Origin of the sequence: Rhizobium sp. WW22, assembly GCF_047041135.1 — a bacterium.
In the GTDB taxonomy this organism is placed as follows: Bacteria; Pseudomonadota; Alphaproteobacteria; order Rhizobiales; family Rhizobiaceae; genus Rhizobium.
In genome coordinates this window covers 3820851-3846124 of record NZ_CP178198.1, presented here as the reverse complement: position 1 = coordinate 3846124, position 25274 = coordinate 3820851, and the positions used below count along the sequence as shown (strand labels likewise).

29 protein-coding genes and 1 pseudogene are annotated in these 25274 nt (G+C 61.0%); 15 read left to right on the top strand and 15 right to left on the bottom strand.

Annotation, left to right across the window (positions count from 1 at the left end; all coding sequences use genetic code 11):
- Positions 1-3: 3 nt before the first annotated feature.
- Positions 4-906 (bottom strand): choline sulfate utilization transcriptional regulator, encoded by a 903-nt coding sequence (locus ACK83U_RS18725; protein ID WP_112609319.1) that lies wholly within the window; start codon positions 904-906, stop codon positions 4-6.
- 162 nt (positions 907-1068) lie between these two features.
- Here ACK83U_RS18725 and betC point away from each other — a divergent pair, with 162 nt between their 5' ends.
- A complete protein-coding gene (gene betC / locus ACK83U_RS18720; RefSeq protein WP_112609317.1) occupies positions 1069-2583 on the top strand; it encodes a choline-sulfatase in 1515 nt (504 codons plus the stop codon).
- A 52-nt stretch (positions 2584-2635) separates the two neighbouring features.
- Here betC and tsaA read toward each other — a convergent pair whose 3' ends face one another.
- The 3 genes from tsaA to ACK83U_RS18705 all read right to left on the bottom strand — a co-directional run bounded on the left by tsaA (position 2636) and on the right by ACK83U_RS18705 (position 5907).
- A complete protein-coding gene (gene tsaA, locus ACK83U_RS18715; RefSeq protein WP_112609315.1) occupies positions 2636-3166 on the bottom strand; it encodes a tRNA (N6-threonylcarbamoyladenosine(37)-N6)-methyltransferase TrmO in 531 nt (176 codons plus the stop codon).
- A gap of 23 nt (positions 3167-3189) precedes the next feature.
- Positions 3190-4215: an iron ABC transporter substrate-binding protein gene (locus ACK83U_RS18710; RefSeq protein ID WP_112609313.1), complete on the bottom strand. Its 1026-nt coding sequence runs from the start codon at positions 4213-4215 to the stop codon at positions 3190-3192.
- 108 nt (positions 4216-4323) lie between these two features.
- Positions 4324-5907: a peptide chain release factor 3 gene (locus ACK83U_RS18705; RefSeq protein WP_112336731.1), complete on the bottom strand. Its 1584-nt coding sequence runs from the start codon at positions 5905-5907 to the stop codon at positions 4324-4326.
- 91 nt (positions 5908-5998) lie between these two features.
- On the opposite strand from ACK83U_RS18705, the gene dut reads away from it, so the two are divergent.
- Together dut and ACK83U_RS18695 are read left to right on the top strand one after the other, a co-directional pair.
- Complete coding sequence (dut, locus tag ACK83U_RS18700) at positions 5999-6469, top strand: dUTP diphosphatase (RefSeq protein WP_015338557.1); 471 nt, start codon at positions 5999-6001, stop codon at positions 6467-6469.
- Complete coding sequence (locus tag ACK83U_RS18695) at positions 6469-7362, top strand: GNAT family N-acetyltransferase (RefSeq protein WP_112609311.1); 894 nt, start codon at positions 6469-6471, stop codon at positions 7360-7362. The genes dut and ACK83U_RS18695 overlap by 1 nt, the downstream gene beginning before the upstream one ends.
- Here ACK83U_RS18695 and ACK83U_RS18690 read toward each other — a convergent pair.
- Positions 7334-7825 (bottom strand): Lrp/AsnC family transcriptional regulator, encoded by a 492-nt coding sequence (locus ACK83U_RS18690; protein WP_112609466.1) that lies wholly within the window; start codon positions 7823-7825, stop codon positions 7334-7336. The two genes, ACK83U_RS18695 and ACK83U_RS18690, sit on opposite strands and share 29 nt — an antisense overlap.
- Before the next feature lie 108 nt (positions 7826-7933).
- Between ACK83U_RS18690 and ACK83U_RS18685 the strand changes: the two genes are divergently transcribed.
- Both ACK83U_RS18685 and ACK83U_RS18680 read left to right on the top strand, forming a co-directional pair.
- Positions 7934-8848: a DMT family transporter gene (locus tag ACK83U_RS18685; protein WP_112609309.1), complete on the top strand. Its 915-nt coding sequence runs from the start codon at positions 7934-7936 to the stop codon at positions 8846-8848.
- A complete protein-coding gene (locus tag ACK83U_RS18680) occupies positions 8845-9147 on the top strand; it encodes an NIPSNAP family protein (protein ID WP_015338553.1) in 303 nt (100 codons plus the stop codon). The genes ACK83U_RS18685 and ACK83U_RS18680 overlap by 4 nt, the downstream gene beginning before the upstream one ends.
- A gap of 2 nt (positions 9148-9149) precedes the next feature.
- Here the strand turns inward: ACK83U_RS18680 and ACK83U_RS18675 are convergent, their stop codons facing one another.
- Genes ACK83U_RS18675 through ACK83U_RS18665 form a run of 3 tightly spaced genes read right to left on the bottom strand, consistent with a single transcriptional unit; the run spans position 9150 to position 10990 of the window.
- Positions 9150-9776 (bottom strand): hypothetical protein, encoded by a 627-nt coding sequence (locus tag ACK83U_RS18675; RefSeq protein ID WP_112609307.1) that lies wholly within the window; start codon positions 9774-9776, stop codon positions 9150-9152.
- Entirely contained in the window at positions 9776-10408 is a 633-nt protein-coding gene (locus tag ACK83U_RS18670) for a LysE family translocator (RefSeq protein WP_112609305.1), read from the bottom strand. The genes ACK83U_RS18675 and ACK83U_RS18670 overlap by 1 nt, the downstream gene beginning before the upstream one ends.
- 24 nt (positions 10409-10432) lie before the next feature.
- Positions 10433-10990 carry a cysteine hydrolase family protein gene (locus tag ACK83U_RS18665; protein ID WP_112609303.1) on the bottom strand — a complete coding sequence of 186 codons (558 nt, stop codon included), beginning with the start codon at positions 10988-10990 and terminating at the stop codon, positions 10433-10435.
- Positions 10991-11119: 129 nt separating this feature from the next.
- Here ACK83U_RS18665 and ACK83U_RS18660 point away from each other — a divergent pair, with 129 nt between their 5' ends.
- Together ACK83U_RS18660 and cysK are read left to right on the top strand one after the other, a co-directional pair.
- Positions 11120-11323 (top strand): hypothetical protein, encoded by a 204-nt coding sequence (locus ACK83U_RS18660; protein ID WP_112609301.1) that lies wholly within the window; start codon positions 11120-11122, stop codon positions 11321-11323.
- 42 nt (positions 11324-11365) lie between these two features.
- Positions 11366-12334: a cysteine synthase A gene (cysK, locus tag ACK83U_RS18655; protein WP_112336737.1), complete on the top strand. Its 969-nt coding sequence runs from the start codon at positions 11366-11368 to the stop codon at positions 12332-12334.
- A 99-nt stretch (positions 12335-12433) separates the two neighbouring features.
- On the opposite strand, the pseudogene ACK83U_RS18650 reads toward cysK, so the two are convergent.
- The 6 genes and pseudogenes from ACK83U_RS18650 to rsmI form a co-directional block, all read right to left on the bottom strand.
- Positions 12434-13965 (bottom strand): annotated as a pseudogene (locus tag ACK83U_RS18650) (YifB family Mg chelatase-like AAA ATPase).
- Positions 13966-14159: 194 nt separating this feature from the next.
- Complete coding sequence (gene gshB, locus ACK83U_RS18645; RefSeq protein ID WP_112336739.1) at positions 14160-15107, bottom strand: glutathione synthase; 948 nt, start codon at positions 15105-15107, stop codon at positions 14160-14162.
- A 92-nt stretch (positions 15108-15199) separates the two neighbouring features.
- Positions 15200-15703 (bottom strand): cupin domain-containing protein, encoded by a 504-nt coding sequence (locus tag ACK83U_RS18640; protein ID WP_112609297.1) that lies wholly within the window; start codon positions 15701-15703, stop codon positions 15200-15202.
- A gap of 98 nt (positions 15704-15801) precedes the next feature.
- Positions 15802-16797, bottom strand: coding sequence for an endonuclease/exonuclease/phosphatase family protein (locus tag ACK83U_RS18635; RefSeq protein ID WP_112609295.1), 996 nt, complete (start codon positions 16795-16797; stop codon positions 15802-15804).
- Between the two features lie 103 nt (positions 16798-16900).
- Positions 16901-17281, bottom strand: a complete 381-nt coding sequence (locus ACK83U_RS18630) for a YraN family protein (protein ID WP_112399645.1) — start codon at positions 17279-17281, stop codon at positions 16901-16903.
- On the bottom strand, positions 17274-18182 hold the full coding sequence (rsmI, locus tag ACK83U_RS18625) for a 16S rRNA (cytidine(1402)-2'-O)-methyltransferase (protein ID WP_112609293.1): 909 nt from the start codon (positions 18180-18182) through the stop codon (positions 17274-17276). The genes ACK83U_RS18630 and rsmI overlap by 8 nt, the downstream gene beginning before the upstream one ends.
- A gap of 252 nt (positions 18183-18434) precedes the next feature.
- On the opposite strand from rsmI, the gene dnaN reads away from it, so the two are divergent.
- From dnaN to ACK83U_RS18590, 7 genes are all read left to right on the top strand, one after another.
- Positions 18435-19553 (top strand): DNA polymerase III subunit beta, encoded by a 1119-nt coding sequence (gene dnaN / locus ACK83U_RS18620; RefSeq protein ID WP_112399709.1) that lies wholly within the window; start codon positions 18435-18437, stop codon positions 19551-19553.
- Positions 19554-19800: 247 nt separating this feature from the next.
- Entirely contained in the window at positions 19801-20394 is a 594-nt protein-coding gene (pmtA, locus tag ACK83U_RS18615) for a phospholipid N-methyltransferase PmtA (RefSeq protein WP_015338541.1), read from the top strand.
- Positions 20395-20413: 19 nt separating this feature from the next.
- Entirely contained in the window at positions 20414-21001 is a 588-nt protein-coding gene (locus tag ACK83U_RS18610) for a histidine phosphatase family protein (RefSeq protein WP_112609291.1), read from the top strand.
- A 1-nt stretch (position 21002) separates the two neighbouring features.
- Positions 21003-21695: an orotidine-5'-phosphate decarboxylase gene (gene pyrF, locus ACK83U_RS18605; RefSeq protein ID WP_112420077.1), complete on the top strand. Its 693-nt coding sequence runs from the start codon at positions 21003-21005 to the stop codon at positions 21693-21695.
- A gap of 27 nt (positions 21696-21722) precedes the next feature.
- Positions 21723-22010, top strand: a complete 288-nt coding sequence (locus tag ACK83U_RS18600; RefSeq protein WP_075856622.1) for a DUF1330 domain-containing protein — start codon at positions 21723-21725, stop codon at positions 22008-22010.
- A 112-nt stretch (positions 22011-22122) separates the two neighbouring features.
- The gene (locus tag ACK83U_RS18595) at positions 22123-23103 is read left to right on the top strand and encodes a complex I NDUFA9 subunit family protein (protein ID WP_112609289.1); all 981 of its coding nucleotides are present in this window, start codon (positions 22123-22125) and stop codon (positions 23101-23103) included.
- Positions 23104-23391: 288 nt separating this feature from the next.
- Entirely contained in the window at positions 23392-23556 is a 165-nt protein-coding gene (locus tag ACK83U_RS18590; RefSeq protein WP_015338536.1) for a hypothetical protein, read from the top strand.
- A 68-nt stretch (positions 23557-23624) separates the two neighbouring features.
- Here ACK83U_RS18590 and ACK83U_RS18585 read toward each other — a convergent pair whose 3' ends face one another.
- Positions 23625-24422: an undecaprenyl-diphosphate phosphatase gene (locus ACK83U_RS18585; RefSeq protein ID WP_112336748.1), complete on the bottom strand. Its 798-nt coding sequence runs from the start codon at positions 24420-24422 to the stop codon at positions 23625-23627.
- 151 nt (positions 24423-24573) lie between these two features.
- On the opposite strand from ACK83U_RS18585, the gene ACK83U_RS18580 reads away from it, so the two are divergent.
- Positions 24574-25266: a glutathione S-transferase family protein gene (locus ACK83U_RS18580; RefSeq protein WP_015338534.1), complete on the top strand. Its 693-nt coding sequence runs from the start codon at positions 24574-24576 to the stop codon at positions 25264-25266.
- Positions 25267-25274 lie beyond the last annotated feature (8 nt).

Sequence of the window (25274 nt, the reverse complement as noted above, 5' to 3'; positions counted from 1 at the left end):
TGATCATCCGGCGGCGGCGGCGGTGAGCAGCCACTGCGCCAACCGCTCCGCCTCTGGATTCGCGACGGCCGGCGGCAACAGCCAATAGCCGCGCTCCGGCGCCTGCAGCATGGGACCCACCGTCACCAGCGTCCGCGCTGTGAGCAGGGAATCGACAAGGCCCATCCAGCCGATGGCAACGCCCTGCTCGCTGAGGGCCGCCTGCACGACGAGCGAATAGGTATTGAAGCGCAGGTCGCCGCGGCCAGCATAGGCATCACGGGCAATGCCGAAGGCGGCAAGATAGCTCTGCCAGTCGAACCACGGCGACGGCATTTCTGAATCGAGATGAACAAGCGTGGTGCCGGCAAGCTGCGAGGGATCGGTGAATGGACCGTGCCGCTCTGCAAAACCTCTGGTACAGATCGGCACGACCTTCTCCGGCAGAAGTAGCGTTGCGCCCGAACCGAACTCGTTGCGTGTTCCGAAGAAGACGGCGATATCGCCGCTTTCCGGCGCGCCGCGATCCAGCCGCTGCGTGGCGACGATCTGGATATCGACTTCCGGATAGAGGAGCCGGAACGCGTGCATGCGGGGAATGAGCCAGAGAGCGGAAAAGGCATAGTCGGTGCGCAAACGAACGGACGGGCGCTCCGCCTCGACGCGGAAGCTGCGCACCAGATTATCGACGCCGGCAACCGCCTTTTCGACGATTTCGAAGAGGCGCTGCCCCTCGGGCGAGAGTACGACACCGCGATGCTGGCGGTGAAACAGGGACACGCCCATCTGCTCTTCGATGCGGCGGATCTGATAGCTGACGGCTGGTTGCGTCAGGCCAAGCGCTGCAGCGGCAGCGGAGAGGCTGCCGGAGCGGCCCACTTCCAGGAATATCCGCAGCCAACCGAGATCGACGAGACGTTCAACCATAAAATTTCCTTTTGGCATCCATCGAAAAATGTCTGCTTCACAGCGGGAACTCTAGTGATGTTCAATAAAATAATCGAATAACAAACAGTGAGCTATCGTCATATGCACTTCCGCAATGCGTTGGCTCGCAGCCGGCCTCTGATCTCCAAGGAAAACACGCGAATGTCCCGCCCGAATATCCTCATCCTCATGGTCGATCAGTTCAACGGGACGCTCTTCCCCGACGGCCCGGCCGAATTCCTGCACGCACCGGTCCTGAAGGCTCTGGCGAAGCGCTCCGTGCGCTTTGCCAACAGCTATACGGCAAGCCCGCTCTGCGCACCGGCCCGCGCCTCCTTCATGTCCGGACAACTGCCGAGCCGCACGCGCGTCTATGACAATGCCGCCGAATTCTGCTCAGATATCCCGACTTTCGCCCACCATCTGCGCGCCGCCGGCTATCAGACAGCGCTGTCGGGCAAGATGCATTTCGTTGGCCCTGACCAGATGCACGGCTTCGAGGAACGGCTGACCACAGACATCTACCCTGCCGATTTCGGCTGGACGCCTGATTATACGAAGCCGGGCGAGCGCATCGACTGGTGGTATCACAATCTCGGTTCGGTCACCGGCGCGGGCACTGCCGAGATCACCAACCAGATGGAATATGACGACGAGGTCGCTTATCACGCGACCCGCAAACTCTACGATCTCTCGCGAGGGCATGACGAGCGGCCCTGGTGCCTGACCGTCAGCTTCACCCATCCGCACGACCCCTATGTCGCACGGCGCCGCTTCTGGGACCTCTATGAGAATTGCCCGGCGCTCGACCCGGAAGTCGGCGAAATCCCCTTCGAACAGCAGGACCCGCATTCGCAGCGGCTGATGAAGGCGTGCGACCACACCGCCTTCGACATCACGCCGGACCAGATCCGCCGGGCACGCCGCGGCTATTTCGCCAATATCTCCTATGTCGACGAGAAGATCGGCGAGATATTAGAGACGCTCGAGCGCGGCCGTATGGCCGACAACACGATCATCCTCTTCGTCTCGGATCATGGCGACATGCTCGGCGAGCGTGGCCTCTGGTTCAAGATGAACTTCTTCGAAGGTTCGGCCCGCGTGCCGCTGATGATCGCAGCTCCCGACTGGCAGCCGAAGCGGATCGACCAGCCAGTCTCGACGCTGGACGTTACTCCGACGCTGGCAGCCCTTGCCGGGATCGACATCGCATCGCTGCGCCGCTGGACGGATGGCGAGGACCTGACGCCGCTGGCTCGTGGAACCGGAAGCCGCAGCCCCGTGCCGATGGAATATGCCGCAGAAGGCTCGGAAGCGCCGCTCGTAGGCTTACGCGACGGCAATTATAAGCTGACCCTTTGCGAAAAGGACCCGCCGATGCTCTTCGATCTCAGGGAGGATCCGAAAGAGCTAACCAATCTGGCAGGCAACCCGGCCTATACGGAAACGCTGGAGAGACTGGCGGCGCAGGCCATGGCGCGCTGGGATCTTTCAAGCTTTGACGCTGCCGTGCGCGAGAGCCAAGCACGGCGATGGGTGGTCTATACGGCCCTTCGCAACGGCGCCTATTACCCCTGGGATTATCAGCCGCTGCAAAAGGCATCCGAGCGCTACATGCGCAACCATATGGACCTCAACGTGCTGGAGGAAAATCAGCGCTATCCGCGAGGCGAATAGGATTTCAATAGTGGACTGATGGCAATAGCTTGGAGCGGTTTCACGAAGCGCTCTAAACATCCCGCTTCTGGCAGTAATGCGCCGTCTCGCCGTCGCCGGTCTGGAAGTCTCCGGGCTGCGGCGGCGCGATCGGTTTGAACTGCGTGCGATCCGGCTTCAGATCGAGCAAGGGCGTGCCGTCAAGGCAATCGAGGCCGCGCACCAGCAATACGGCCCCCTCGACGGCTTCCAATTTGACGATAGAGGTGCCGATGGGATTGGGCCGCACCGGCGAGCGTAGCGAAAAGGTGCCGTGTACCTTGCCGCTGTTGGCCGGGCTCTGCAGCACGAGATCCCTGCGCGAACGATCCAGCCAATAGAGAACTTCCAGGCGCTCGAAGGCTTCCACGCCCTGCAGCGCCGCCACCCAGGGCTCGAAGATTTCGATCCGGCAGATCGGGCCATCATGCCGGCCCTGGCGCGGCGTTTCCATGCGCGATGTCCAGGGCGTGGAAATGCGGCCTATGAAGATGAGCCCCGCATCCAAGGCTACCGGCGGCTCGACGGCCACTTCGTTTTCGCGAATTTCGTTTTCCCGGACCATGAATGCCTTCCTTACCAGAGCGGTTATTTCATGCCCTTCAGCAACGCCGCCAGCTGATCGTCAGTCAGATCGACCTGATAAAACAGCTTGTAGAATTGCTTCACATCGTCGGAAAAATCGCTGCGGAAGAGCTTCGGATAAATGAGCTTCTCCATCCAGCGCACGCCGAGCAGCCTGTTGACGCCAGGCGGGGAATCGAACCAGCCGAAAGGCAGGGACGGTGGCACGAAGATCTTGCCGTCCTTGACGGCCTTGATGCCGGCCCATTGCGGATCGCTTTTCACCGAGGCTGCAAAGTCAGGGTTCTCGGCGATGATGATATCCGGATTCCATCCGGCGACCTGCGGCGGCGTCACCTTGGTCAAGCCACCCTTGCCGGCAGCGGCAGCGACATTCATCGTGCCGACGGCATCGAGGATTTCGAGATTGATCGAGCCGGAGAGCCCGGTTTCCAAACCATCGGCGCCACGGCCATAATAGACGCGCGGGCGCGGGTCGTTCGGCAATGTCGCGAGCTTTTCGTTCAGGTCCTTGATCGCCGTATCGGCATAATCGGCCAGCTTGTTGGCGCGGTCCTCGACGCCGATCAGGGCGCCGACATCGCGCAGCGTATCGGCGGTGCGGGCGAAGCTGCCGTCGATAAGGACATAGGGAATATGCGTGTCGGACTGCACCTGGTCGGCCAGCGCCTTGTAGGTGGGATCGACCATACCGGCATCGAGGATGATATCAGGCTTGGTGTCGGTGACCGCCTGCGAACTGATCGCGCCATCCTTGCCGGTCAAACGGCCAACTGTCGGCAGCGACCGCACCGATGGCATCAAGTAGGCCTTGGCGGCATCATCGGGCGCATGCACCCAGCCCACCAGCTTATCCGGCGCCAGCACATAGACCAGGACGGCGGCTGGCGGCCCGGCCACCACAATGCGGTTGATCTTATCAGGCACAGACACCGTGCGTCCGGCCGCATCGGTGATGACTCGCGCCTCGGCTGCGACCGGCATCAGGCCGACGAAGGCCAGAGCAAGAACCGCAAAAAGTCTCATCATAAAATGCCTGTTCCGATCAAGGAAATCACCCGCGGCACTATGGCATAGCGCTATATCGGATGGAACATCGCGGCAGCACTATTCCAAAATGAAACGCATCCGAACCGATCACGCCGCCTTGACGGCGTGATATTCCTTGATCGCGACCATCTTGATAGCCGGGTAACGTTCCGCCTCGTAGCGCAGCGAGAAGCCGTCCTGGGCGAGGAAGACCGGATCGCCATCGAGATCGCGGGCGATATCGCCGCGGCGCTGGGTGACGAATTTTTCGAGGTCGGCCGGCTGATCGGCCGAGATCCAGCGGCAGACGGAGAAGCGCGACATTTCGAAGGAAACCGGCAGGCCGTATTCGGCCATCAACCGCTCCTTCAAGACATCGAGCTGCAGGGCGCCGACGACGCCGACGATGGCGGGAGAGCCATCTTCCGGCGAGAAGAGCTGCACGACGCCTTCTTCGGCCATCTGCTGCAGCGCTTCCTTGAGCTTCTTCGCCTTCATCGCGTCTTCAAGACGAACACGGCGCAGGATTTCCGGCGAGAAGTTGGGCACGCCCTGGAAGACGAGAGATTCGCCTTCGGTCAGCGTATCGCCGATGCGCAGCGTTCCATGGTTCGGAATGCCGACGACGTCGCCTGCATAGGCGGTGTCGGCGAGCTGACGCTGCGAGGCGAAGAAGAATTGCGGTGCGGTCAGGCCAAGTTGCTTGCCGGTGCGCGACAGCCGCGCCTTCATGCCGCGCTCCAGCTTGCCGGAGCAGATACGCGCAAAGGCGATGCGGTCACGATGGTTCGGGTCCATGTTGGCCTGAATCTTGAAGACGAAGGCCGTCATCTTGTCGTCGGTGGCGTGAACCGTTCTGATGTCGGCAACCTGGTCACGTGGCGGCGGCGCGAAGTCGCCGAGCGCGTTGATAAGATCGCGGACACCGAAATTGCGCAGCGCCGAGCCGAAGAAGACCGGCGTCATATGACCTTCCAGGAAGGAGTCCCGATCAAACGGACGGCAGGCCTCGATCGCCAGTTCCGTCTCGTCGATGAAAGCCTGGCGCTCGTTTTCCGGCAACCGGTCGGCGACTGCCTGCGGGCCGTTCACCTTGGTCGCCTCGACCTCGGTATCGGAACCGCGAACGGTATTGTCAGCCAGATGGTAGGAGCCGCAGAAAGTCTTGGAGCGGCCGATCGGCCAGGTGACCGGAGCCGTATCCAGTGCCAGCTTCTCTTCGACTTCATCAAGAATTTCGAAAGGATCGCGGCTTTCGCGGTCCATCTTGTTGATGAAGGTGATGATCGGGATGTCGCGCATGCGGCAGACTTCGAACAGCTTCAGCGTCCGCGGCTCGATACCCTTGGCGGCGTCGATAACCATGACTGCCGCATCGACGGCCGTCAGCGTGCGATAGGTGTCGTCGGCGAAGTCTTCGTGACCGGGCGTATCGAGAATGTTGAAGACGTTGCCTTCATATTCGAAGGTCATGACCGACGTCACGACCGAGATGCCGCGTTCGCGCTCGATCTTCATCCAGTCGGAGCGCGTCTGCATGCGATCCTTCTTGGCCTTGACTTCGCCGGCAAGCTGAATGGCGCCGCCGAAGAGCAGCAGCTTTTCGGTGAGCGTCGTCTTGCCCGCGTCCGGGTGAGCGATAATAGCGAATGTGCGGCGGCGGGAGACCGCCTCGGCGAGACTTTCGGCCATGCGTGTGAATCCTGTGAATTGGCGCCGTATCTAGCGACTCAAAGGCCTAAATGCAATTGACCTCCGGCCTTCGCGCGCAAACTAATGCCGCATGACCATTCACACTGATATCAGCCCGACCCTGAAGCTCATCCGCCTGCCGCATGGCGAAGGCCTGGAGCTGCCCGCCTATGAGACCAAGGGTGCAGCCGGCATGGACCTGCGCGCAGCCGTCGAAGAAGGCGCGACGCTGACGATCGCGCCGGGCAAGCGGGCGCTCGTTCCCACAGGCTTCATCTTCGAAGTTCCGGATGGCTTCGAGGCGCAGATCCGCCCGCGCTCCGGCCTCGCCTTCAAGAACGGCATCACCTGCCTGAACTCCCCCGGCACAGTCGACAGCGACTATCGTGGCGAAGTGAAGGTGATTTTGGCCAACCTCGGTGATGAGCCATTCGAAATCACGCGCGGCATGCGCATCGCCCAGATGGTGATCGCGCCGGTGACGCAAGTGCGCGTCGCCGAAATTTCCGAGATCAGCGAAACCGCACGCGGCGCCGGCGGCTTCGGCTCGACCGGCGTGTGATGTCCGAACTGGGACGAGACCACGGACTGACGCTCCGGCAAGATTATTTCGACGATCCCTCCGCCTGGAATGCGCTTGTCGATCTGCTGCAGGATACATTCTCGATCGATGTCAGCATCCTGGACCAATTTGACGGCCCGGACCCGACAAGCATGCCGTTTGGCTATTTCGATGCCGATGGCCGCTGCGTCGCCAATTTCAGCGCCTTCTCCATGCCGATGATCATCAATGGCAGGGTCGTCAAGGCGGCGGGCTATCAATCCGGCGCGGTCCGGCCGGAATGGCGCAAGCGCGGCCTCTATCGCGACCTCATGCAGCGCGCCTTTGCCCACACCGCGACTGAGGGCTACGAACTCGATCTGCTGCTCACAGACAAGCCGGCTCTCTATGAGCGGTATGGCTTTCGCATCCTGCCGCAGCATATCTTCGTTGCGCGGACGCCGACGCTTCAGAAATCTGATTTGTCAGCCCGGCAGCTCTCCCTGGAAGCGCCTGACGATCTGCGCCTCATCGAGACGCTCCTGCAAAACCGTCAGCCGGCCTCCGCCCAATTTGCCGTTGTCAGGCAGATGGAGATGTTTCTGCTGAATGCTTCCTTCAACTCCGCGATCCGCCTGACGGCGCTTGGGGATGACACGGTCGCTGCATGGACGTTCGACGGCGCGACTTTCTGGCTTCTCGACATTGTGGGAACTGCCATCCCCTCGCTGGCGACCATCGTCTCAGCGCTCGATATCGAACCCGAGCGCATCGAGATCTGCTTTTCTCCGGACCGCCTGGATTGCCAGGTATCGCTTGAGCCTTACGACGGCTACACCATGCTGATGGTGCGCGGCCAAGCGGCGGCCGATATTGTCGGGCCGCTCATGCTTTCGCCGATGGCGGAATTCTAGAGCCGGTAAGCGGAGGCAGGCGGCGCTTGACCGGCGTCGCCTTGATCATCGACGTGTTCGTCTCGGCCCGCTCGGTGATCTTATCCAATATACCATCGAGTTCACCCATCGAGCGCACCACCAGCCGACCGATAAAGCAATCGTCACCGGTGACCTTGTCGCACTCTATGAATTCCGGCGTTTGCTGAATGATCCGCTCGACGACATGCAACTGGCCGGGCAGAGGCCGGATGCGGACGATCGCCTGCAGGGGATAGCCGATCGCCTCCGGCGCGATATCCACGGTAAAGGCCGAGATGATGCCGCGTTCCTCCAGTCGGCGCAGACGTTCCGCCGCGCTCGGCGACGACAGGCTGGCCGCTTCCGCCAATTCCTTCAGCGATATGCGGGCATTGCGCGCCAGCGCTTCTAGCATCCGCTGATCGATCTCATCGAGACCAAGGCTCGCATTAGGAGCACTCATCATTCAACCTCATTTACCTAGGTCTTTTGGCTAATTTACCTTACTAAATCTATATCACCAGCGCAGATACCGCAATATGATTGGGGCAGATAGACGGGAGCCAAGGCAATGAACGAGATTAAACGCGGCACGGTGGAAATGACGGCGGCGATGCTGATTTCAGGCACGATCGGCTGGTTCGTATTGATGTCCGGGCAGGCCGTGACCGGTGTGGTTTTCTGGCGCTGCTTCTTCGGCGCGCTGACGCTGCTCGTTATCTGCGGCGCCATGGGCCTGCTGCGCCCAGGCATCCTCAATCTCAGGACATTTTCCATTGCCGTCGGTGGCGGGATCGCCATCGTCCTCAACTGGCTGCTGCTTTTCGCCGCCTATTCCCACGCCTCCATTTCCATCGCCACAACCGTCTATAATACGCAACCTTTCATGCTGCTGGGTCTCGGCGCATTGTTCCTCGGCGAACGGATCACCTTCACCAAGCTCTTCTGGTTAGGCCTCGCCTTCGCCGGCATGGTCGTGATCGTCGAAGGCAAGCCGGCCGAGGCCGCCGGTTCGGGAAGCTATGCGATCGGCATCCTGCTTTCGCTGGGCGCAGCCTTCTTCTATGCGCTGGCAGCGATCGCTGCCAAATGGCTGAAGGGCACGCCGCCGCATCTGATTGCGCTGATCCAGGTGTCCACCGGCATTCTGATGTTGGCACCCTTTACCCATTTTTCCGCCGCACCCCAGGATATCGGGGGATGGTCGATCCTCGTCACCATGGGCATTGTGCATACCGGGTTGATGTATGTGCTGCTCTATGGCGCCATCCAGAAGCTGCCGACGCACCTGACCGGGGCACTCTCCTTCGTCTATCCAATCGCCGCCATCATCGTCGATCGCTTTGCCTTCGGCCATGTGCTTGGCCCGGCGCAGATCCTCGGCGCAGTCATCATTTTCGCGGCTGCTGCCGGCATGAATCTCGGCTGGACGCTCCCCCTGCCCTGGAATAGAAACGGTGGTCTTTCGAAGGGGGCCGCCGAATGATCACGTGCTACCTGCATTATGTCATAGATCCCTATAAGCTCGCCCAGTTCGAGCATTACGCCAAGCTCTGGATCCCGCTGGTCAACCGGCTGGGCGGTACGCATCACGGCTATTTCATGCCGCACGAGGGAGCCAATAACATCGCCTTGGCGCTTTTCAGCTTCCCGAGCCTTGCCGCCTATGAGGAATATCGGCTGAAAATACCCGAGGATGCGGAATGCCAGGCCGCCCTTGCCTATGGCGAGGAAACACGCTGCATCATCAGCTACGAGCGTAGCTTCATGCGGCCGGTGTTCTAAAATTATTTAGCCAGATTCGGACAGACATCGGAGCGACCGTCGAGACCTTCGGCCATTTTCTCGAAGGTCAAGCCTGATCCGGCCTTGCCCCCGCCGATGCGCAGCACATAGAGGCTGTCGAAATCCTTGCCGTGCCATTTCGGCACGGCTTTTTCATCGCCGCCATTCTCGCTCATCAGCTGACGGGCGAGATCGACGATCTGCTTGTGCTCCCAGGCAACGAAGATCAGCTTGCCGGCATAAGCAGGCTTCTTCAGCTCGCCTTTCAGATCATCGATATCCTCATAGCCGAAGCTGGTATCGACGGGCATTCCAAGGGCGATCGCCGTCGGTTCTATGGTCGCGAGCGGCCGGATATAATCGTAGGAAGTGCCGGAATCGTCCTTTCGCTTCGATGGATCAGGCGCAAAGATCGCCGCCGGCTTGCCGAAGAGCTTTGTCAGCACCGGCGGTAAAGCCAGCGCCCGGTTGAGACCCTGGCAGCTCAATTGGCCAAGACCCGCCTCGGGCTTTTCGCCATGACGCATGAAGACGATCGTCTGCGTTCCCGTCTCCGCCGCCGAAGCAGCGCTCCAGAACGATGCGAGCACCAGAAGGCTGGCGGCGAGCGGCAGCGAAACGCTCCGCATCAACGCTGAGCCTCGAAAGCCATGCGCACGGCGAGCCCGGCCAGCACCGTGCCCATCAGCCAGCGCTGCACTAGGGCAAAGGATGGGCGCTGGGTGAGAAACATCGCGATCCAGCCGGCACTCAGCGCGAAAATGGCATTGAATGTTACGCTGATAATGATCTGCGCGAAGCCGAGAACAATGGATTGCGTGAAAACGCTGCCGGCGGCGGGATCGACGAACTGCGGCAGCAGCGACAGATAGAGGATCGCGACCTTCGGGTTCAGCAGGCTCGTCACCAGCCCCATCGTGAAAAGCCGGCGGGTGCTGTCCTTTGGCAACTCGCGCACCTGAAAGGCCGAGCGGCCGCCGGGCTTCAGCGCATTCCAGGCGAGCCATCCAAGATAGGCCGCACCCGCCAGCCGCAGCGCATCGTAGGCGAAAGGAACGGCAAAGACGAAGGCGGTAATGCCGAGCGCAGCCGAGAACATGTAGAAGAGGAAGCCGCAGGCGACACCGCCAAGGGAGATCAACCCTGCCGCTGGTCCCTGCGAGATCGAGCGCGACACCAGATAGATCATGTTCGGCCCAGGCGTCAGCACCATGCCGAGAGCAATCAGGGCAAAGGTGATCATGCTGGTCAGATGCGGCATAGAGGCTCCGGCGGAGAAAGGGCTTCAGAAGGAGATTTCGGTCGATGCGACCAGCTTGATTTCATGCGGCCCGGCATCGAAACCGTCAAGCAGCATATTGTGATGGGTGACAATGTCTTCGAAACTCAGTTTGCCCATATCCGCCGTGGTGTGTCCGTCTGATATCAGTGAGACGTCGAAGCCCAGCGAAACGGCGCGCCGCACAGTCGTATCCACGCAGAACTGCGTCATGCAGCCGCCAACGATGAGGTGAGTGACACCATGGCCCTTGAGCCGTGCCTCCAGATCCGTCTCGAAGAAGGAATCGCAGCTCGTCTTGTGCACGACGACATCTCCGGCTTCCGGTGCGATCTCCCGGCGCAGCTGCCAGCCTTCGCTGCGCTTGGCCAAACGATGGGTCGGGCCGCCGTCATGCTGAACGATGAAGGTGGGAATACCGGCGGCACGGGCGCTGTGTTTCAACGCTGCGAGCTTCGCAACGACCGCCTCCAGCGCGGCATCGATAGCCGGCTGGCGATCCGGCGTGCCGAGGCCCGTCAGGATGGAGTTCTGAAGATCGATCAGGAGCAATGCGGAAGACATGATATCCTTGGGCAAAGCGGTTGGGATGGGCCGTTTACACCTTGGTAATATGTTCGCTGCATCGGCGCAATCGCTTGAAAACGCAAAGGTAGTGCAATAGAGCCGATACCATCTCAGGAGGAGAGCTTCATGACGCTCGCGCCCTACCTGCCTATTGCGGCGCGCTCTTTGTCGCTGCAGCCATTTCCCGCCGGGGCCTCGCCGCCGCCGCTGCCTTCATCGCAACGCGCGCCGCCTGAAAAAAACATCCTCAAAGAAGGCCTTCCGGAGATTCTTTTCTCACGCGCTTCACGCGAGGAACGGGTGCGCACTCTGGTTTCCGCGCGCGTTTGATCCTATTGTCATTCCATAAATCCAATGTAGGGAGAGCTACCCATGTCCGACACCCGCAAACCCGGCCGCGGCCGCGTCTACGCCTCGATCACCGAGACCATCGGCGATACGCCGATCGTGCGCCTCGACAAGCTGGCGAAGGAGAAGGGCGTCAAGGCCAACATTTTGGCAAAGCTCGAATTCTTCAATCCGATCGCTTCCGTGAAAGACCGCATCGGCGTCGCCATGATCGAGAGCCTGGAAGCCCAGGGCAAGATCGCTCCCGGCCGATCCGTGCTGATCGAGCCGACTTCCGGCAATACGGGTATTGCGCTCGCCTTTGCCGCCGCCGCCAAGGGTTATCGCCTTATCCTCACTATGCCGGAAACCATGTCGATCGAGCGCCGCAAGATGCTGGCGTTGCTCGGCGCCGAGCTGGTGTTGACCGAGGGACCGAAGGGCATGAAGGGCGCGATCGCCAAGGCCGAAGAGCTGGCCGCGTCGCTGCCGGATGCGATCATTCCGCAGCAGTTCGAAAATCCCGCCAACCCGGAAATCCATCGCAAGACGACGGCCGAGGAAATCTGGAACGACACCGAAGGCAAGGTCGATATCTTCGTTTCCGGTATCGGCACCGGCGGCACGATCACCGGTGTCGGCCAGGTGTTGAAGGCCCGCAAGCCCGACATCAAGGTCATCGCCGTCGAGCCGGCGGATTCGCCCGTTCTTTCCGGCGGCAATCCCGGCCCGCACAAGATCCAGGGCATCGGCGCCGGCTTCGCGCCGAAGGTTCTCGATACGCATGTCTATGACGAGGTGGTGACCGTCAGCAATGACGAGGCGTTCCAGCAGGCGCGGCTCGTCGCCAAGCTCGAAGGCGTGCCGGTCGGCATCTCCTCCGGCGCGGCGCTCACAGCGGCCATCAAGATCGGCCAGCGTCCCGAAAATGAAGGCAAGACCATCGTCGTCATCATTCCGTCCTTCGCCGAGCGCTATCTCTCGACGGCCCTGTTCGAGGGACTTGGCGGCTAAAGGCGCCAACCGTCATTCGGACTTGGAAAGGGGTGCTTCGGCACCCTTTTTCATTCAGGCGGACGGGCGACGATCGAGCGTCGCCTCAGCTCAGGACTTTCAGGCGTGCGCTGCCAGTCGCTCTCCGGCGATGCGATAGGAGATGGCTTCCGCGAGATGGATGCGGCCGACGGTGGGCTTATCATCGAGATCGGCGAGCGTTCGAGCGACCTTGAGGATGCGATGATAGCCGCGGGCGGAGAATTTCATCTTCTCGGCGGCATCGCGCAGCAATTGCAGGCCGGCGGCATCCGGCTCGGCGATGGTTTCGATCATCGCGGTCGAGCAACGGGCGTTGGTGCCGACATCCTTCATGCCGGCTCGTTCGAAACGCTCCCGCTGCCGTTCGCGGGCGCGAGCGACACGGAGCGCTACATCAGCACTGCTTTCCGAGGCTGTCGGCCGGATGAGGTCGGCGGCGGAGACTGCCGGTACGTCTATGCGGATATCGATGCGATCGAGCAATGGACCGGAAATACGGCCCTGATAATCTGAAGCGCAGCGCGGCCCACGGGCGCAGGTGTGGCCCGGTTCGCCGGCCATGCCGCAGCGGCAGGGGTTCATTGCCGCCACAAGCTGAATGCCGGCCGGATAGGAAACTCGATGGTTTGCTCTCGCAATGACGCATTCGCCGGTTTCGAGAGGCTGGCGCAACGCATCGAGCGCCTGCGGCGAAAACTCCGGTAGTTCGTCGAGGAACAGAATGCCGTGATGGGCCAGCGACACCTCGCCGGGCCTCGCACGCAGACCGCCGCCGACGAGCGCCGCCATGGTCGCCGAATGATGCGGCGCGCGATAGGGCCGCCGATCGGAGAGCTTGCCGCCGGAAAGCTGGCCGGCGATCGAATGGATCATCGACACCTCCAACAGCTCGTTCGTCGACAGGGGCGGCAGGATCGACGGCAGGCGCGAAGCGAGCATCGACTTGCCGGAGCCGGGAGGCCCGACAATAACAAGTTATGCCCGCCGGCGGCGGCCACCTCCAAGGCGCGCTTGGCGCTTTCCTGCCCCTTGATATCAGCAAGATCGGGTAGATTGGTGGCACTGGCACGAACGGATGGCTCCGGTCGCGAGAGAACCTGCGTACCGCGAAAATGATTGGAGAGCGCGATCAAGCTGCGCGGCGCCAGAATATCGATCTCCTTGCCAGCCCAGGCGGCTTCCGATCCGCTCTCGGCCGGGCAGATCAGCCCCTTGCCCATGGCATTGGCGGCGATCGCTGCGGGAAGCGCGCCGGCAACGGGCGCGATCGTGCCGTCGAGGTTGAGTTCGCCGATAACGGTATAGGATGACAAAGCATCTGCGGGGATCGCACCGAGCGCCGCCATCAGGCCGAGCGCGATCGCCAAGTCGAAGTGGCTGCCCTCCTTGGGCAGATCCGCCGGGGCGAGATTGACGGTGACTTTCTTCGGCGGCAGAGCGAGGCCGGAGGCGTGCAATGCCGCCTGGACCCGCTCCCGGCTCTCGGCCACCGCCTTGTCCGGCAGACCGACGATGTGCATCAGCACCTTGCCGGGCGCAATCATCACTTGCACTTCGACGGGTACGCCCTCAATGCCCTGAAACGCAACCGTGCTGACGCGCGCTACCATGCCCTATTCCCCTGTCGCCGAACCCGTTTGCCGTTACGTGCCCCGACCAGCAAACTTCGGGTTGCAATCTGGCACAAGATGAGGAATGAAACAAGAACAATAAACGAACAAAAACTTTACCCAGGCGTGTCGAAATCATCGACATGCCTGGGTGGATATGATTGTTCAGCTGAAAGCGTGGCGGAAACTGCCGATCAGGCCCGCTTGGCTTCGATCGCATCCCAGAGCAGGCTGGCGATATCGGCGCCGCCGAAGCGCTTGACTTCGCGGATGCCGGTTGGCGACGTCACGTTGATCTCGGTCATATAGTCGCCGATGACATCGATGCCGACGAGCAGGAAGCCGCGCTCCTTCAGGGCCGGTCCGATGCGGGCGCAGATTTCCTTTTCGCGCGCCGTCAGCTCGGTCGCTTCGGCGCGGCCGCCGACATGCATGTTGGAGCGGGCATCATGCTCGGCTGGCACGCGGTTGATCGCGCCGACTGGTTCGCCATCGACAAGAATGATGCGCTTGTCGCCCTTGCGAACATCCGGCAGATATTGCTGGGCGATGAACGGCTCGCGGAAGAGCTGTCCGAACATTTCGAGAAGAGACGAGAGATTGCGGTCGTCGCGGGTCGAATGAAAGACGCCGGCGCCGCCATTGCCATAGAGCGGCTTCAGGATGATATCGCCCATCTCATCGCGGAAGCGGCGGATTTCAGCCGGATCGCGGGTGATCAGCGTCTTCGGCATGAGATCGGCGAATTCGGTGACGAAGATCTTTTCCGGCGAATTGCGCACCCAGGCCGGGTCATTGACGACGAGCGTCTTCGGGTGGATGCGCTCGAGCAGATGCGTCGAGGTGATATAGGCCATGTCGAAGGGCGGGTCCTGCCGCAGCAGCACCACGTCCATCGTCGAGAGGTCCACGCGCTCCGGCTCGCCGAGCTCGAAGTGATCGCCCTTGACGTCGCGCAGGATCATTGGCTCGACGGAGGCATAGATCTTGCCGTCGCGCATACTCAGCCGCTCCGGCGTATAGTGGAAAAGCTTGTAGCCGCGGTTCTGCGCCTCGAGGCTCATGGCGAAGGTCGAGTCGCCCGCAATGTTGATGCTTCGGACATGGTCCATCTGGACCGCAACATTCTTGATACCAGCCATAGTCAGCCCTCGCTCGGATTTGCGGACAGATGTAGGTCGGCCCGCATCCAAACGCAACGGCTATTCAAGGGCTTCCGCCAAGGTGGCCCTGCTTAGGCAGCAAGGCCCTGTGTGTTGCCCTGGCGGACGAGGTTGCGCAGGCGATAGGCCATGGTCAAAGGCTTCGGGAATGGCTTGCGCAAGAAAGCGACTTTGCGCAGGTAACGGTCGATGCGCCATGTCGCCCAGGTGCCCCCGGCAAAATAGGCGACATCGCCGGCATGCAGCGTACGCTCGACGCCGTCTTCCGTCGTAATGTGTACCTCACCCTCAAGGATCATGACGGTTTCGTCCCAGCCGAAATACCAGCGGAACTCGCCCGCCGTGCAATCCCACAGCGCGGTCATGGCGGCATCGTCCTGCCCGCGCGAATGCTCGGCGATGCGGGCAACGGGATTGCCCGACAAGATCCAGGATGGCTCGATCGGCGACGGCTTCATTTCCATTTCGTTGCTGGCGCCAGCCACGAAGCTTTTCGATCGCGGCAGCGCGAGGACGACTGGCGCGGCACGGGTGGCAAAGGCCGCCATGCTCGCCAACATTAATTTCAAGACCATGCAATCCCCCAAAATTCCATGAGCGTCTGCGATCTCATCGCATGGAACGGGTAACGGCAAAGTTCACGAAACCAAGTGCATTTTAACGATTGCAGCGATCAGGCGGAAAAACCTTCGATTGTGCAAACGACCATGTCATGGTCGGAGAGCGGCTTGCCCTCGCCGTTGAGAGAGGACACAAGATGACTCTCGCCGATCTTCAAGCCGCGGGTGATGAACCAGTCGAGCTTCATGGCGCGATCGGGGAAACGTGTGATCAGGCTCGGGCGCGTGCTTGCCTGATCGAGCGGCCCGCCATGGCACTCGAAGCCTCGGCTTTCGGCCATGGCGAATAGCGTATCCGTCGAATAATCGCCGCCGGTGTGGTTGCCGGTGTTGAGATCGCCGCCGATCAGGATCGGCAGACCGGGCGCGAAAGCCTCGACCTCATCGATCAGCGCCGCCAACTGCCGCTCGCGATAGGCAGCAGTGGCAACACTTTCGAGATGAACGGAAACGGCGACCATGGGGCCGGCCTCCGTCGTGACGATGGCGCCGACGGCGCAGCGATCGCCGATGCGCGGCTGCTCGTTGCTATCGTTGAACCAGACAGCCTCGCCGGGTAGACGGATCATGAAAGCATCCTTCAACGCGACCGAGGCCATCAGGGCATTGCCGTGAAAGCCCTTCTCATTAAAATCGTCGCGGCAGTAGGAGCGCTCGATTTCCGAGCCAAGACTGAGTTCAAGAAACTCGACACCATAGGCATGATTCATGCCGAGTTCGCTGGCGATGATCGCGGTCGGGTCGCGCTGTTCGGTGCGGGCCATGCCCAGATCCATTTCCGACAGCAGGATCAGCGGCGCACCGGTTTCCCGCAGCTTGGCCGCACTTTCCTCCGGGAACAGGCAGCGCTCGAGATTCCAGGCAGCGACAGCAAAAGGGAAGGCCAAAGCCTCGACCTTACCGGCCGCCCCACCGACGCGCACCGTATTCAGGCAGGCGAGCGACGCAAGCTTTTCGGCGTGAACGGCCGGGGTCTTTTCAAGCGAAAGGAAGCTCTTTCGCTCTTCCTGCGATGGTACGGTGAAGGCGGAGACGGTGTTGCGGATCATGATAGGGCCTGTCGAACTGAAATAAGGAGCGCGCGCAGAGAAATCGCAGGTGCTGGTCGCCCCGGCAATAGGCTGATTTTGTGACGGTCTTGTAACGCCGCGCTCAAAACGCATCCGGAAAATGTTGCGGCCAGCGACCCGGCAGCATGGCGACGATGTCGTAGCGTTGCGAGAGACGGGCGAAATCCGGTTGCCGCGCGAGCCAGAGATCGCTCGCGGCACGGATGCGGTTTTGCGAAGAGAAGGAAACGGCGTCGATCGCCTCCTGCGCGCCGCGTCTGGATTTGACCTCGACGAAGACGGCGAGATCGCCTTTGCGGGCGACGATATCGATTTCGCCGAGCTTGGTGCGATGGCGGATCGCCAGGATGCGATAGCCCTTGAGCATCAGGAAGGCGGCGGCGAGATATTCGGCAACATGGCCGCGCCGCCATGCCTTTTGCCGCTTCAGTTTCTCGCCGGCCTCGGGCTTCGTATCAGCCATGGCGCTCCTTCATGTCGAGCAGGCGTTGGTAAAGCTCCTTACGCGGCAAGCCGGTCAAGCGCGCAGCCTCCGTTGCCGCCTTGGCGGTCGGCATGGTCCCTGAGAGATCGGCGAGGATGGCATCGACATCGGCCGCCGCCGCGACGTTTTCCGCCGGTGGGCCGACGAGCCAGACGATCTCGCCCTTCACATTCTCAACGGCATCATAGAACGCGGCGAGTTCGGATAGCGTACCGCGGCGAAATTGCTCGAAGGTTTTCGTCAGCTCGCGGCAGACGGCGCCGGCACGCTCGCCCCCGAGCACATCGGCAGCGGCGGCAAGAGTCGCAGCGATGCGATGCGGCGATTCAAAGAAGATGAGGGTTGCGGGGATGCCTGCCAGCTCGGCCAGCCGATCGCGCCGCCCCTTGTCCTTGGTGGGCAGGAAACCGGCAAAGAAGAAGGCGTCGTTGGGCAGGCCGGAGCCGACGAGGGCCGCAAGCGGTGCGGAGGCGCCGGGAATGGGAACGACCTTATATCCCGCTTCGATCGCCTGCACTGCGAGACGGTAACCGGGATCGGAGACGAGCGGGGTGCCGGCATCCGATACCAGCGCGACCGATCGGCCAGCTTCCAGAGCTTGCAGCAGCCGGGGGCCTGCCTCATCGGCATTGTATTCGTGATAGGCATAGGGCTTGTTCTGGATGCCATAGCGGTCGAGCAGGACGCGGGTGACACGCGTATCCTCGCAGGCCAGCACATCGGCGCCGGCCAGCGTTTCCAGCGCCCTCAGAGTAATGTCGCCGAGATTGCCGATCGGCGTCGCGACGAGATAGAGCGCCGGTTCGAGAGGACGGGCCGGGATCTGATTGTTATGCAGGCGGAAACTGCGTGTCCCGCCGCCTGATTGCTCTTCGTTCATACCGGTCCTGAATTCACTTGGGATAAGCAGCCTTTATGGGCGAGGCGCGCACGGACGGCAAGAGCGGTGCAATTCCTGTGGAGCATTGCCGACGAAATGGCGAATTGGCGCCCGACAAATCGCCTATGCCTCTTGCATTCGGATGGAGAAGTCTGCCAAGTTGCCTGTCCAATCTTTCGGGCCTTGTCCGAAAACATGTCGCTCGGGCGCCTCGGGCCGCCCGGCAAGTCACGGTCGAAAGCGGTAGCATCCATGCGTATTACAATAGAGCGGTCGAACCTCCTGAAGTCGCTGAACCACGTGCATCGCGTGGTCGAGCGTCGCAACACGATCCCGATCCTGTCCAACGTGCTGCTCAAAGCCGACGGCACAAACCTCGACATGAAGGCGACCGACCTCGATCTCGAAATCACCGAGGCAACGCCCGCCAATGTCGAACAGGCCGGCGCCACCACGGTTCCCGCGCATTTGCTTTACGACATCGTGCGCAAGCTTCCCGATGGTTCGGAAGTGCTTCTCGCCACCAATCCCGACGGCAGCTCGATGACGGTCGCTTCCGGCCGCTCGAAATTCTCGCTGCAGTGCCTGCCGGAATCCGATTTCCCCGATCTCACCGCCGGTAGCTTCAGCCATTCCTTCAAGCTGAAGGCGTCCGATCTGAAGATGCTGATCGACCGCACGCAGTTTGCGATCTCCACCGAGGAGACGCGTTACTACCTCAATGGCATCTTCTTCCACACCATCGAAAGCGGCGGCGACCTGAAGCTCCGGGCTGTCGCCACCGACGGCCATCGTCTGGCGCGCGCCGATGTCAGTGCGCCTTCCGGCTCCGAAGGCATGCCTGGGATCATCATCCCGCGCAAGACTGTGGGAGAACTGCAGAAGCTCGTGGACACGCCGGACGCGATGGTCACCGTCGAAGTCTCCGACGCCAAAATCCGCCTGACGATCGGCTCGATCGTCATGACCTCGAAGCTGATCGACGGTACTTTCCCGGACTATCAGCGCGTTATTCCAGCCAACAACGACAAGGAAATGCGGGTCGATTGCGAGACTTTCGCCCAGGCCGTCGACCGTGTATCGACGATCTCTTCGGAGCGTGGCCGCGCCGTGAAGCTGGCACTGTCTGACGGCCAGCTGCTGCTGACCGTCAACAACCCGGATTCGGGAAGCGCGACGGAAGAAGTTGCCGTCGGCTATGAGATGGACCCGATGGAAATCGGCTTCAACGCCAAGTACCTGCTCGACATTACCGCACAGCTTTCCGGCGATGCAGCCATATTCCTGCTGGCCGATGCCGGCTCGCCGACGCTCATTCGCGACACGGCCGGCGACGACGCGCTTTATGTGCTGATGCCGATGCGCGTGTAGAGCACGATGCCGAAAAGTGTGAGCGGTTTTCGGACGATATCATGCTCCACTTCTTTGATTTTAGAGCCGGATGTCTCATCCGGCTCTAGGGAAACCAAAGCGCCCTTTCTGCGTTTATCCAATGCAAGGGCGCTTTTATTTGGTCTTTTGTCGATTGCGACATTTTCTCTTGTTATTGCGTCATTCGGTTGCAAGATCTAGAGAAGCAATATGTAAGTCGCGACGGTAACATCTGATGGGGGAGAGCATGGCGCTGCGTCTCAAGGAACGGCTGGGCAAGAAATTCGATGAGGAGATTCGCTTCTTCAAAGGCATGATGCAGGGACCCAAGACCGTGGGGTCGATCGTTCCTACTTCGTCGATTACGGCTCGCAAGATGGCTGGCGTCATCAACACGCAATCAGGGCTGCCCGTGCTGGAGCTTGGGCCGGGAACAGGCGCGATCACCAAGGCGATCCTCGGACGCGGCGTCGAGCCGCAAAATCTCGTTGCCATCGAATATTCCACCGATTTCTACAATCATCTCGTCCGCCGTTATCCCGGCGTCAACTTCATCAATGGGGACGCCTTCGATCTCGATAAAACGCTGGGCGTGCTGCGCGGCCAGACCTTCGATTCCGTCGTCTCGGGCATTCCCCTTCTCAATTTCCCGATGAAGGCGCGCGTCGCGCTTCTCGAGAGCCTGCTGGATCGCATCCCGCCCGGTCGCCCGGTGGTGCAGATTTCCTACGGCCCGGTCTCGCCGATCATCGCCAAGCCGGATCGCTATCATATCCGGCATTACGACTTTATCGTCCGCAATATTCCGCCGGCCCAGCTCTGGGTCTATAGCCGCGGCTGAGACAATCGCTGGGAAATCCATGTACGCTCTTTATGTTACGCACCCACAGGTGCGGATCGACCCGAATGTGCCGGTGCCGGAGTGGGGCTTGTCCGACATTGGCGCCGAGCGGGCGCGGCTGGCTGCGAGCCGGCCCTGGGCTGGCAAGCTCGGCCTGATCGTCTCCAGCGGCGAGCGCAAGGCAATCGAAACGGCCGAGGCCTTGGCAGCGGCAAGCGGCGCACCGATCGAGGCCATCGAAGCCATGCATGAAAATGATCGCAGCGCCACAGGTTTTCTGCCGCCGCCGGAGTTCGAAAAAGCGGCGGACTGGTTCTTTGCCAATCCGCATCAGAGCTTCAAGGGCTGGGAACGCGCTATCGACGCGCAGGCGAGAATCGTCTCCAATGTCGAGGCCGTTCTTGCGCGCCACGATCCGAAAGTGCCGATCGCCTTCGTCGGCCATGGCGGCGTCGGCACGCTGCTGAAATGCCATCTGGAGGGGAAGCCGATCGCGCGGCAAGGCGATCAGCCGCCGGGCGGCGGCAATCTTTTCTGTTTCGATCTTGCGAAGCGCGCCGTCTCATGCGACTGGACACCCATGGAAGACTGGATGGGATGGGCTTGATATGACCGCACGCGACCGCTTGATCGTTGGACTGGATGTTCCAAACCTTCAGGAGGCCGAAAAAGTGGTCGGCGCCCTCGGCGATGACATCCTCTATTACAAGATCGGCTATCAGCTCGCCTTTGCCGGCGGCCTGGAATTCGCCCGCGATCTCGCCGCCAGCGGCAAGAAGATCTTCCTCGACATGAAGCTGCTCGACATCGACAATACGGTGGCCTCCGGCGTGGAGAATATCGTCAAGATGGGCATGTCGATGCTGACGCTGCACGCCTATCCGAAAGCCATGAAGGCGGCTGTCGAAGCGGCCAAAGGGTCAGACCTCTGCCTGCTGGGCGTCACCGTGCTGACCTCGATGGACGAAGGCGATCTCATCGCCGCCGGCTATGAATATGATCCGCATACGCTGGTGCTGCGCCGGGCTGAACAGGCGCATCTCGCGGGCATGGGCGGTATCGTTTGTTCGGCGGAAGAGTCCGCCGCGGTCCGCAAGATCATCGGACCTGATATGGCGCTGGTGACCCCCGGCATCCGTCCGGCCGGCAGCGACAAGGGCGACCAGAAGCGGGTGATGACGCCGGCTGACGCCATCAAGGCCGGATCGAGCCATCTCGTCGTCGCACGACCGATCGTCAAGGCGGCCGATCCAAAGGAGGCCGCTCGCGCCATCCTCGCCGAGATGGACGCCGCACTCTAAGATACAAAAGCAAGCTGGGAGGAAAACATGCCAAAGGGATATTGGATTGCGCGCGTGGATGTTCGCGACCCCGAGCGCTACAAGGATTACGTCGCTGCCGCGAAGCCCGCCTTCGAGAAATACGGCGCGAATTTCCTTGCCCGCGGCGGAGCGTTTACCCCGCTGGAGGGACAGGCACGCGGCCGCAACGTCGTGATCGAGTTTCCGTCGCTGCAGCATGCCGTCGATTGCTACAATTCGCCCGAATATCAGATCGCCGCCAAAATCCGCCAGCAGGTGGCAGACGCAGAAATGGTCGTCGTCGAAGGCGTCTAACTCCCTTGAAAAGCCGACGCTGCAATGCAGCGCGATAGCACTTCACCTCGGCGCGCGGATCGGCTAAGACGAAACCAGATAAGCCCAATCCAAGCCTTTCGAGGAGCCTGCCATGACCCTGTCCAACCTCCCGCCGCTCGTTACCGTGTTCGGAGGATCAGGTTTCATCGGGCGGCACGTCGTGCGCGCGCTTGCCAAGCGCGGCTATCGCATCCGTGTCGCCGTTCGCCGTCCCGATCTTGCCGGTTTCCTGCAGCCGCTCGGCAATCTCGGCCAGATTTCGATCGTTCAGGCCAATGTGCGCTACCGCAATTCCATCGACCGCGCCGTGGAAGGCGCGCAGCATGTCGTCAACTGCGTCGGCATTCTCGCTGAAAGCGGCCGCAATACCTTCGATGCGGTGCAAGAATTTGGTGCCAAGGCGATTGCGGAAGCCGCCCGCGGCGCCGGCGCCTCGCTGACGCATATTTCGGCACTGGGCGCCGACGCCAACTCGCCTTCGGCCTATGCCCGAACCAAGGCTCGCGCCGAAACCGCCATTCTGTCGATCAAGCCGGATGCAATCATCCTGCGCCCTTCGATCGTGTTCGGGCCGGAAGACGAATTCTTCAACAAGTTCGCCGACATGTCGCGCACCGCGCCGTTCCTACCGCTGATCGGCGGCGGCAAGACGAAGTTCCAGCCCGTTTATGTGCAGGATATCGCCGAGACCGTTGCGCGGAGCGTCGACGGCAAGCTGAAGGCCGGTACGACCTATGAGCTCGGCGGCCCCGAAATCCTGTCTTTCCGCGAATGTCTCGAGACCACGCTTGCCGTCATCAATCGGAAGAAGTCATTCGTCTCCATCCCCTTCGGGCTGGCTTCGCTGATCGGCTCGGTCGCGTCGCTGGTGCCGCTCATCAAGCCGCCGATCACCGCCGACCAGGTAACGCTGCTGAAGAGCGACAACGTCGTTTCGAAGCAGGCGGAAGCGGAAGGACGCACTTTGAAGGGCGTCGGCCTGCTGCCGACATTGCTTGTCTCCGTGCTGCCGTCTTATCTGGTGCGTTACCGCCCGCAGGGCCAGTTTACCGGCTCGGGCAAAGCCGCCTGACGATTCGGCCGTTCCACGAAATTCACCCGCCGCCCGGCTTTGCCGAGCGGCGTTTTTTATTGCCCCGCGAAGACAGAATCGTACTTTAAGACGCTGGCAGAGCAGCGCCATTCACAGCTTGGCGTTGCTCAAAAGACGCAGTCTGGAAATAGTAGCATTAACGTCAAATTTAATATGAACATTTATTGCTATTGCTCATTCCACTGACTAACACAGCCGCGCGTCTCAGGCTTGGACAATGAACCGGTTCGCGGCGCGCTTCACACTTCTGCGGAAAGGCATTCTTCGATGGGCAAGTCTATCGCGCTTTTGTTTGCGTGCGCGGCACTGGTGATTCTCGCAGGCTCCTTCGTGGCCCGCGGCAGCATCGCCTCGATCAAGGGCGAATGTGCGCCGACCTACGGCGTCGACCCCTGCACGACGGGTTCCATCGACACGTCCTCCCGGAACTGATCGGGTATGAAAAAGGCCGGTTTTGACCGGCCTTCATTTTTCCAGGATATCAGCGCGAACGAGCGGTCTCAGCCGAAATAGAGACCGATAAGACCGATCGTGCCGACGGCAATTCGCCACCATGCGAAGGGGGCGTAACCCCGGCGGGATACGAAGTCGAGCAGCGCGCGCACGACGAGCAACGCCGAGATGAAGGCCATGAAGAAGCCGATGACGATCAGCTGACCATCGGCGAAGCTGAGATCATGGCGGCTCTTCCACAAATCCAGAGTGAAAGCGCCGACCATCGTCGGCATGGCGAGGAAGAAGGAAAATTCAGCGGCAGAACGCTTGTCGGCGCCGAGCAGCAGGGCACCGACGATGGTGGAACCGGAGCGCGACGTTCCCGGAATCATCGCCAGGCACTGAAAGAAGCCGATCTTGACCGCCATCGGCCAGGAAAATTCGTAGGCGCTGGTGTATTTCGGCTTGAACTCGATCCTGTCGATGACGAGCAGGACGATGCCGCCGAGGATCAACGAGATACAGATGACCTTCGGCGAATCGAACAGCACCGTCTTGATGAAATCATGCGCCAGTGCGCCGATAACGGCAGCGGGCAGAAAGCCGAAGAGGACGGCCAGAACGAAGTGACGAGCCTTGACGCTGACGGGCAGCGCCTTGGCGATCTGGACGAGACGATTGAAATAGACAAGCAGAATGGCGAGAATCGCGCCGAGCTGGATCAAAACTTCAAAAGTACCGGCCGATTTGAAGCCGAGAAAATGTCCAAGCAATATCAGATGGCCCGTCGAGGAGACCGGAATGAACTCCGTAAGCCCCTCCACAAGGCCTAAAACCAACGCGATAACAATTTGTTCAGCCATATCGTGTCCTTTGTCTAACGGCAGGGCGGCCCGATTCGCTTGTGCAAACTAGGCCAAGATCCTATAGCTTCAACCGATGACAAATGACTAGGGCCGCAGAATCGCGACCCAAAAGACTTCCGTAGCATCAATTAGAAACACCCGAGTACCAATGCCGACGCTGTATCATCACCCAATGTCATCTTCCTCCCGGTTCGTTCGTCTGATCCTGACGGAATATGGCTATCAGACGGAGCTGATTGAGGAACAGACCTGGGAAAAGCGACGCGATTTCCTGGCACTGAACCCCGCCGGCACCCTGCCTGTCTATGTCGATGACAGCATGCGGGCGCTCTGTGGCGCCTCGGTGATTTCCGAATATCTTGACGAGACGCATGGTGTTCTGAAGCGCGATCGTCGGCTTCTGGCCGAAGATCCGTTCCAGCGCGCCGAAATCCGCCGGCTGACGGAATGGTTCATGCAGAAGATGGAGCAGGATGTGACGCGGCCGCTGACGCGCGAGCGCGTCTTCAAGCTGCAGATGACCGCCGAGCAGGGCGGTGGCGCGCCCGATTCCAAGGTCATGCGCATGGCGCGCGGCAATATCCGCCAGCACATGAAGTATCTGTCCTGGCTTGCAGGTTCGCGGCAGTGGCTGGCCGGTGAGCGCCTGAGCTACGCCGATCTCGCCGCCGCGGCCTCGGTTTCCGTGCTAGACTATCTGGGTGAGATCGACTGGACGGAATCGCCTGTCGCCAAGGAATGGTATCAGCGGCTAAAGTCGCGCCCATCCTTCCGGCCGATCCTGGCGGAGCGTGTGCGTGGAGTCACACCAGTTTCGCACTATGCCGATCTGGATTTCTGACGAGGGCT

Excerpts from the sequence above, each read along its gene's own strand:
- ACK83U_RS18725 (WP_112609319.1), bottom strand. The coding sequence starts at position 906 with ATGGTTGAACGTCTCGTCGATCTCGGTTGGCTGCGGATATTCCTGGAA.
- betC (WP_112609317.1), top strand. The coding sequence starts at position 1,069 with ATGTCCCGCCCGAATATCCTCATCCTCATGGTCGATCAGTTCAACGGG.
- tsaA (WP_112609315.1), bottom strand. The coding sequence starts at position 3,166 with ATGGTCCGGGAAAACGAAATTCGCGAAAACGAAGTGGCCGTCGAGCCG.
- ACK83U_RS18710 (WP_112609313.1), bottom strand. The coding sequence starts at position 4,215 with ATGATGAGACTTTTTGCGGTTCTTGCTCTGGCCTTCGTCGGCCTGATG.
- ACK83U_RS18705 (WP_112336731.1), bottom strand. The coding sequence starts at position 5,907 with ATGGCCGAAAGTCTCGCCGAGGCGGTCTCCCGCCGCCGCACATTCGCT.
- dut (WP_015338557.1), top strand. The coding sequence starts at position 5,999 with ATGACCATTCACACTGATATCAGCCCGACCCTGAAGCTCATCCGCCTG.
- ACK83U_RS18695 (WP_112609311.1), top strand. The coding sequence starts at position 6,469 with ATGTCCGAACTGGGACGAGACCACGGACTGACGCTCCGGCAAGATTAT.
- ACK83U_RS18690 (WP_112609466.1), bottom strand. The coding sequence starts at position 7,825 with ATGAGTGCTCCTAATGCGAGCCTTGGTCTCGATGAGATCGATCAGCGG.
- ACK83U_RS18685 (WP_112609309.1), top strand. The coding sequence starts at position 7,934 with ATGAACGAGATTAAACGCGGCACGGTGGAAATGACGGCGGCGATGCTG.
- ACK83U_RS18680 (WP_015338553.1), top strand. The coding sequence starts at position 8,845 with ATGATCACGTGCTACCTGCATTATGTCATAGATCCCTATAAGCTCGCC.
- ACK83U_RS18675 (WP_112609307.1), bottom strand. The coding sequence starts at position 9,776 with ATGCGGAGCGTTTCGCTGCCGCTCGCCGCCAGCCTTCTGGTGCTCGCA.
- ACK83U_RS18670 (WP_112609305.1), bottom strand. The coding sequence starts at position 10,408 with ATGCCGCATCTGACCAGCATGATCACCTTTGCCCTGATTGCTCTCGGC.
- ACK83U_RS18665 (WP_112609303.1), bottom strand. The coding sequence starts at position 10,990 with ATGTCTTCCGCATTGCTCCTGATCGATCTTCAGAACTCCATCCTGACG.
- ACK83U_RS18660 (WP_112609301.1), top strand. The coding sequence starts at position 11,120 with ATGACGCTCGCGCCCTACCTGCCTATTGCGGCGCGCTCTTTGTCGCTG.
- cysK (WP_112336737.1), top strand. The coding sequence starts at position 11,366 with ATGTCCGACACCCGCAAACCCGGCCGCGGCCGCGTCTACGCCTCGATC.
- gshB (WP_112336739.1), bottom strand. The coding sequence starts at position 15,107 with ATGGCTGGTATCAAGAATGTTGCGGTCCAGATGGACCATGTCCGAAGC.
- ACK83U_RS18640 (WP_112609297.1), bottom strand. The coding sequence starts at position 15,703 with ATGGTCTTGAAATTAATGTTGGCGAGCATGGCGGCCTTTGCCACCCGT.
- ACK83U_RS18635 (WP_112609295.1), bottom strand. The coding sequence starts at position 16,797 with ATGATCCGCAACACCGTCTCCGCCTTCACCGTACCATCGCAGGAAGAG.
- ACK83U_RS18630 (WP_112399645.1), bottom strand. The coding sequence starts at position 17,281 with ATGGCTGATACGAAGCCCGAGGCCGGCGAGAAACTGAAGCGGCAAAAG.
- rsmI (WP_112609293.1), bottom strand. The coding sequence starts at position 18,182 with ATGAACGAAGAGCAATCAGGCGGCGGGACACGCAGTTTCCGCCTGCAT.
- dnaN (WP_112399709.1), top strand. The coding sequence starts at position 18,435 with ATGCGTATTACAATAGAGCGGTCGAACCTCCTGAAGTCGCTGAACCAC.
- pmtA (WP_015338541.1), top strand. The coding sequence starts at position 19,801 with ATGGCGCTGCGTCTCAAGGAACGGCTGGGCAAGAAATTCGATGAGGAG.
- ACK83U_RS18610 (WP_112609291.1), top strand. The coding sequence starts at position 20,414 with ATGTACGCTCTTTATGTTACGCACCCACAGGTGCGGATCGACCCGAAT.
- pyrF (WP_112420077.1), top strand. The coding sequence starts at position 21,003 with ATGACCGCACGCGACCGCTTGATCGTTGGACTGGATGTTCCAAACCTT.
- ACK83U_RS18600 (WP_075856622.1), top strand. The coding sequence starts at position 21,723 with ATGCCAAAGGGATATTGGATTGCGCGCGTGGATGTTCGCGACCCCGAG.
- ACK83U_RS18595 (WP_112609289.1), top strand. The coding sequence starts at position 22,123 with ATGACCCTGTCCAACCTCCCGCCGCTCGTTACCGTGTTCGGAGGATCA.
- ACK83U_RS18590 (WP_015338536.1), top strand. The coding sequence starts at position 23,392 with ATGGGCAAGTCTATCGCGCTTTTGTTTGCGTGCGCGGCACTGGTGATT.
- ACK83U_RS18585 (WP_112336748.1), bottom strand. The coding sequence starts at position 24,422 with ATGGCTGAACAAATTGTTATCGCGTTGGTTTTAGGCCTTGTGGAGGGG.
- ACK83U_RS18580 (WP_015338534.1), top strand. The coding sequence starts at position 24,574 with ATGCCGACGCTGTATCATCACCCAATGTCATCTTCCTCCCGGTTCGTT.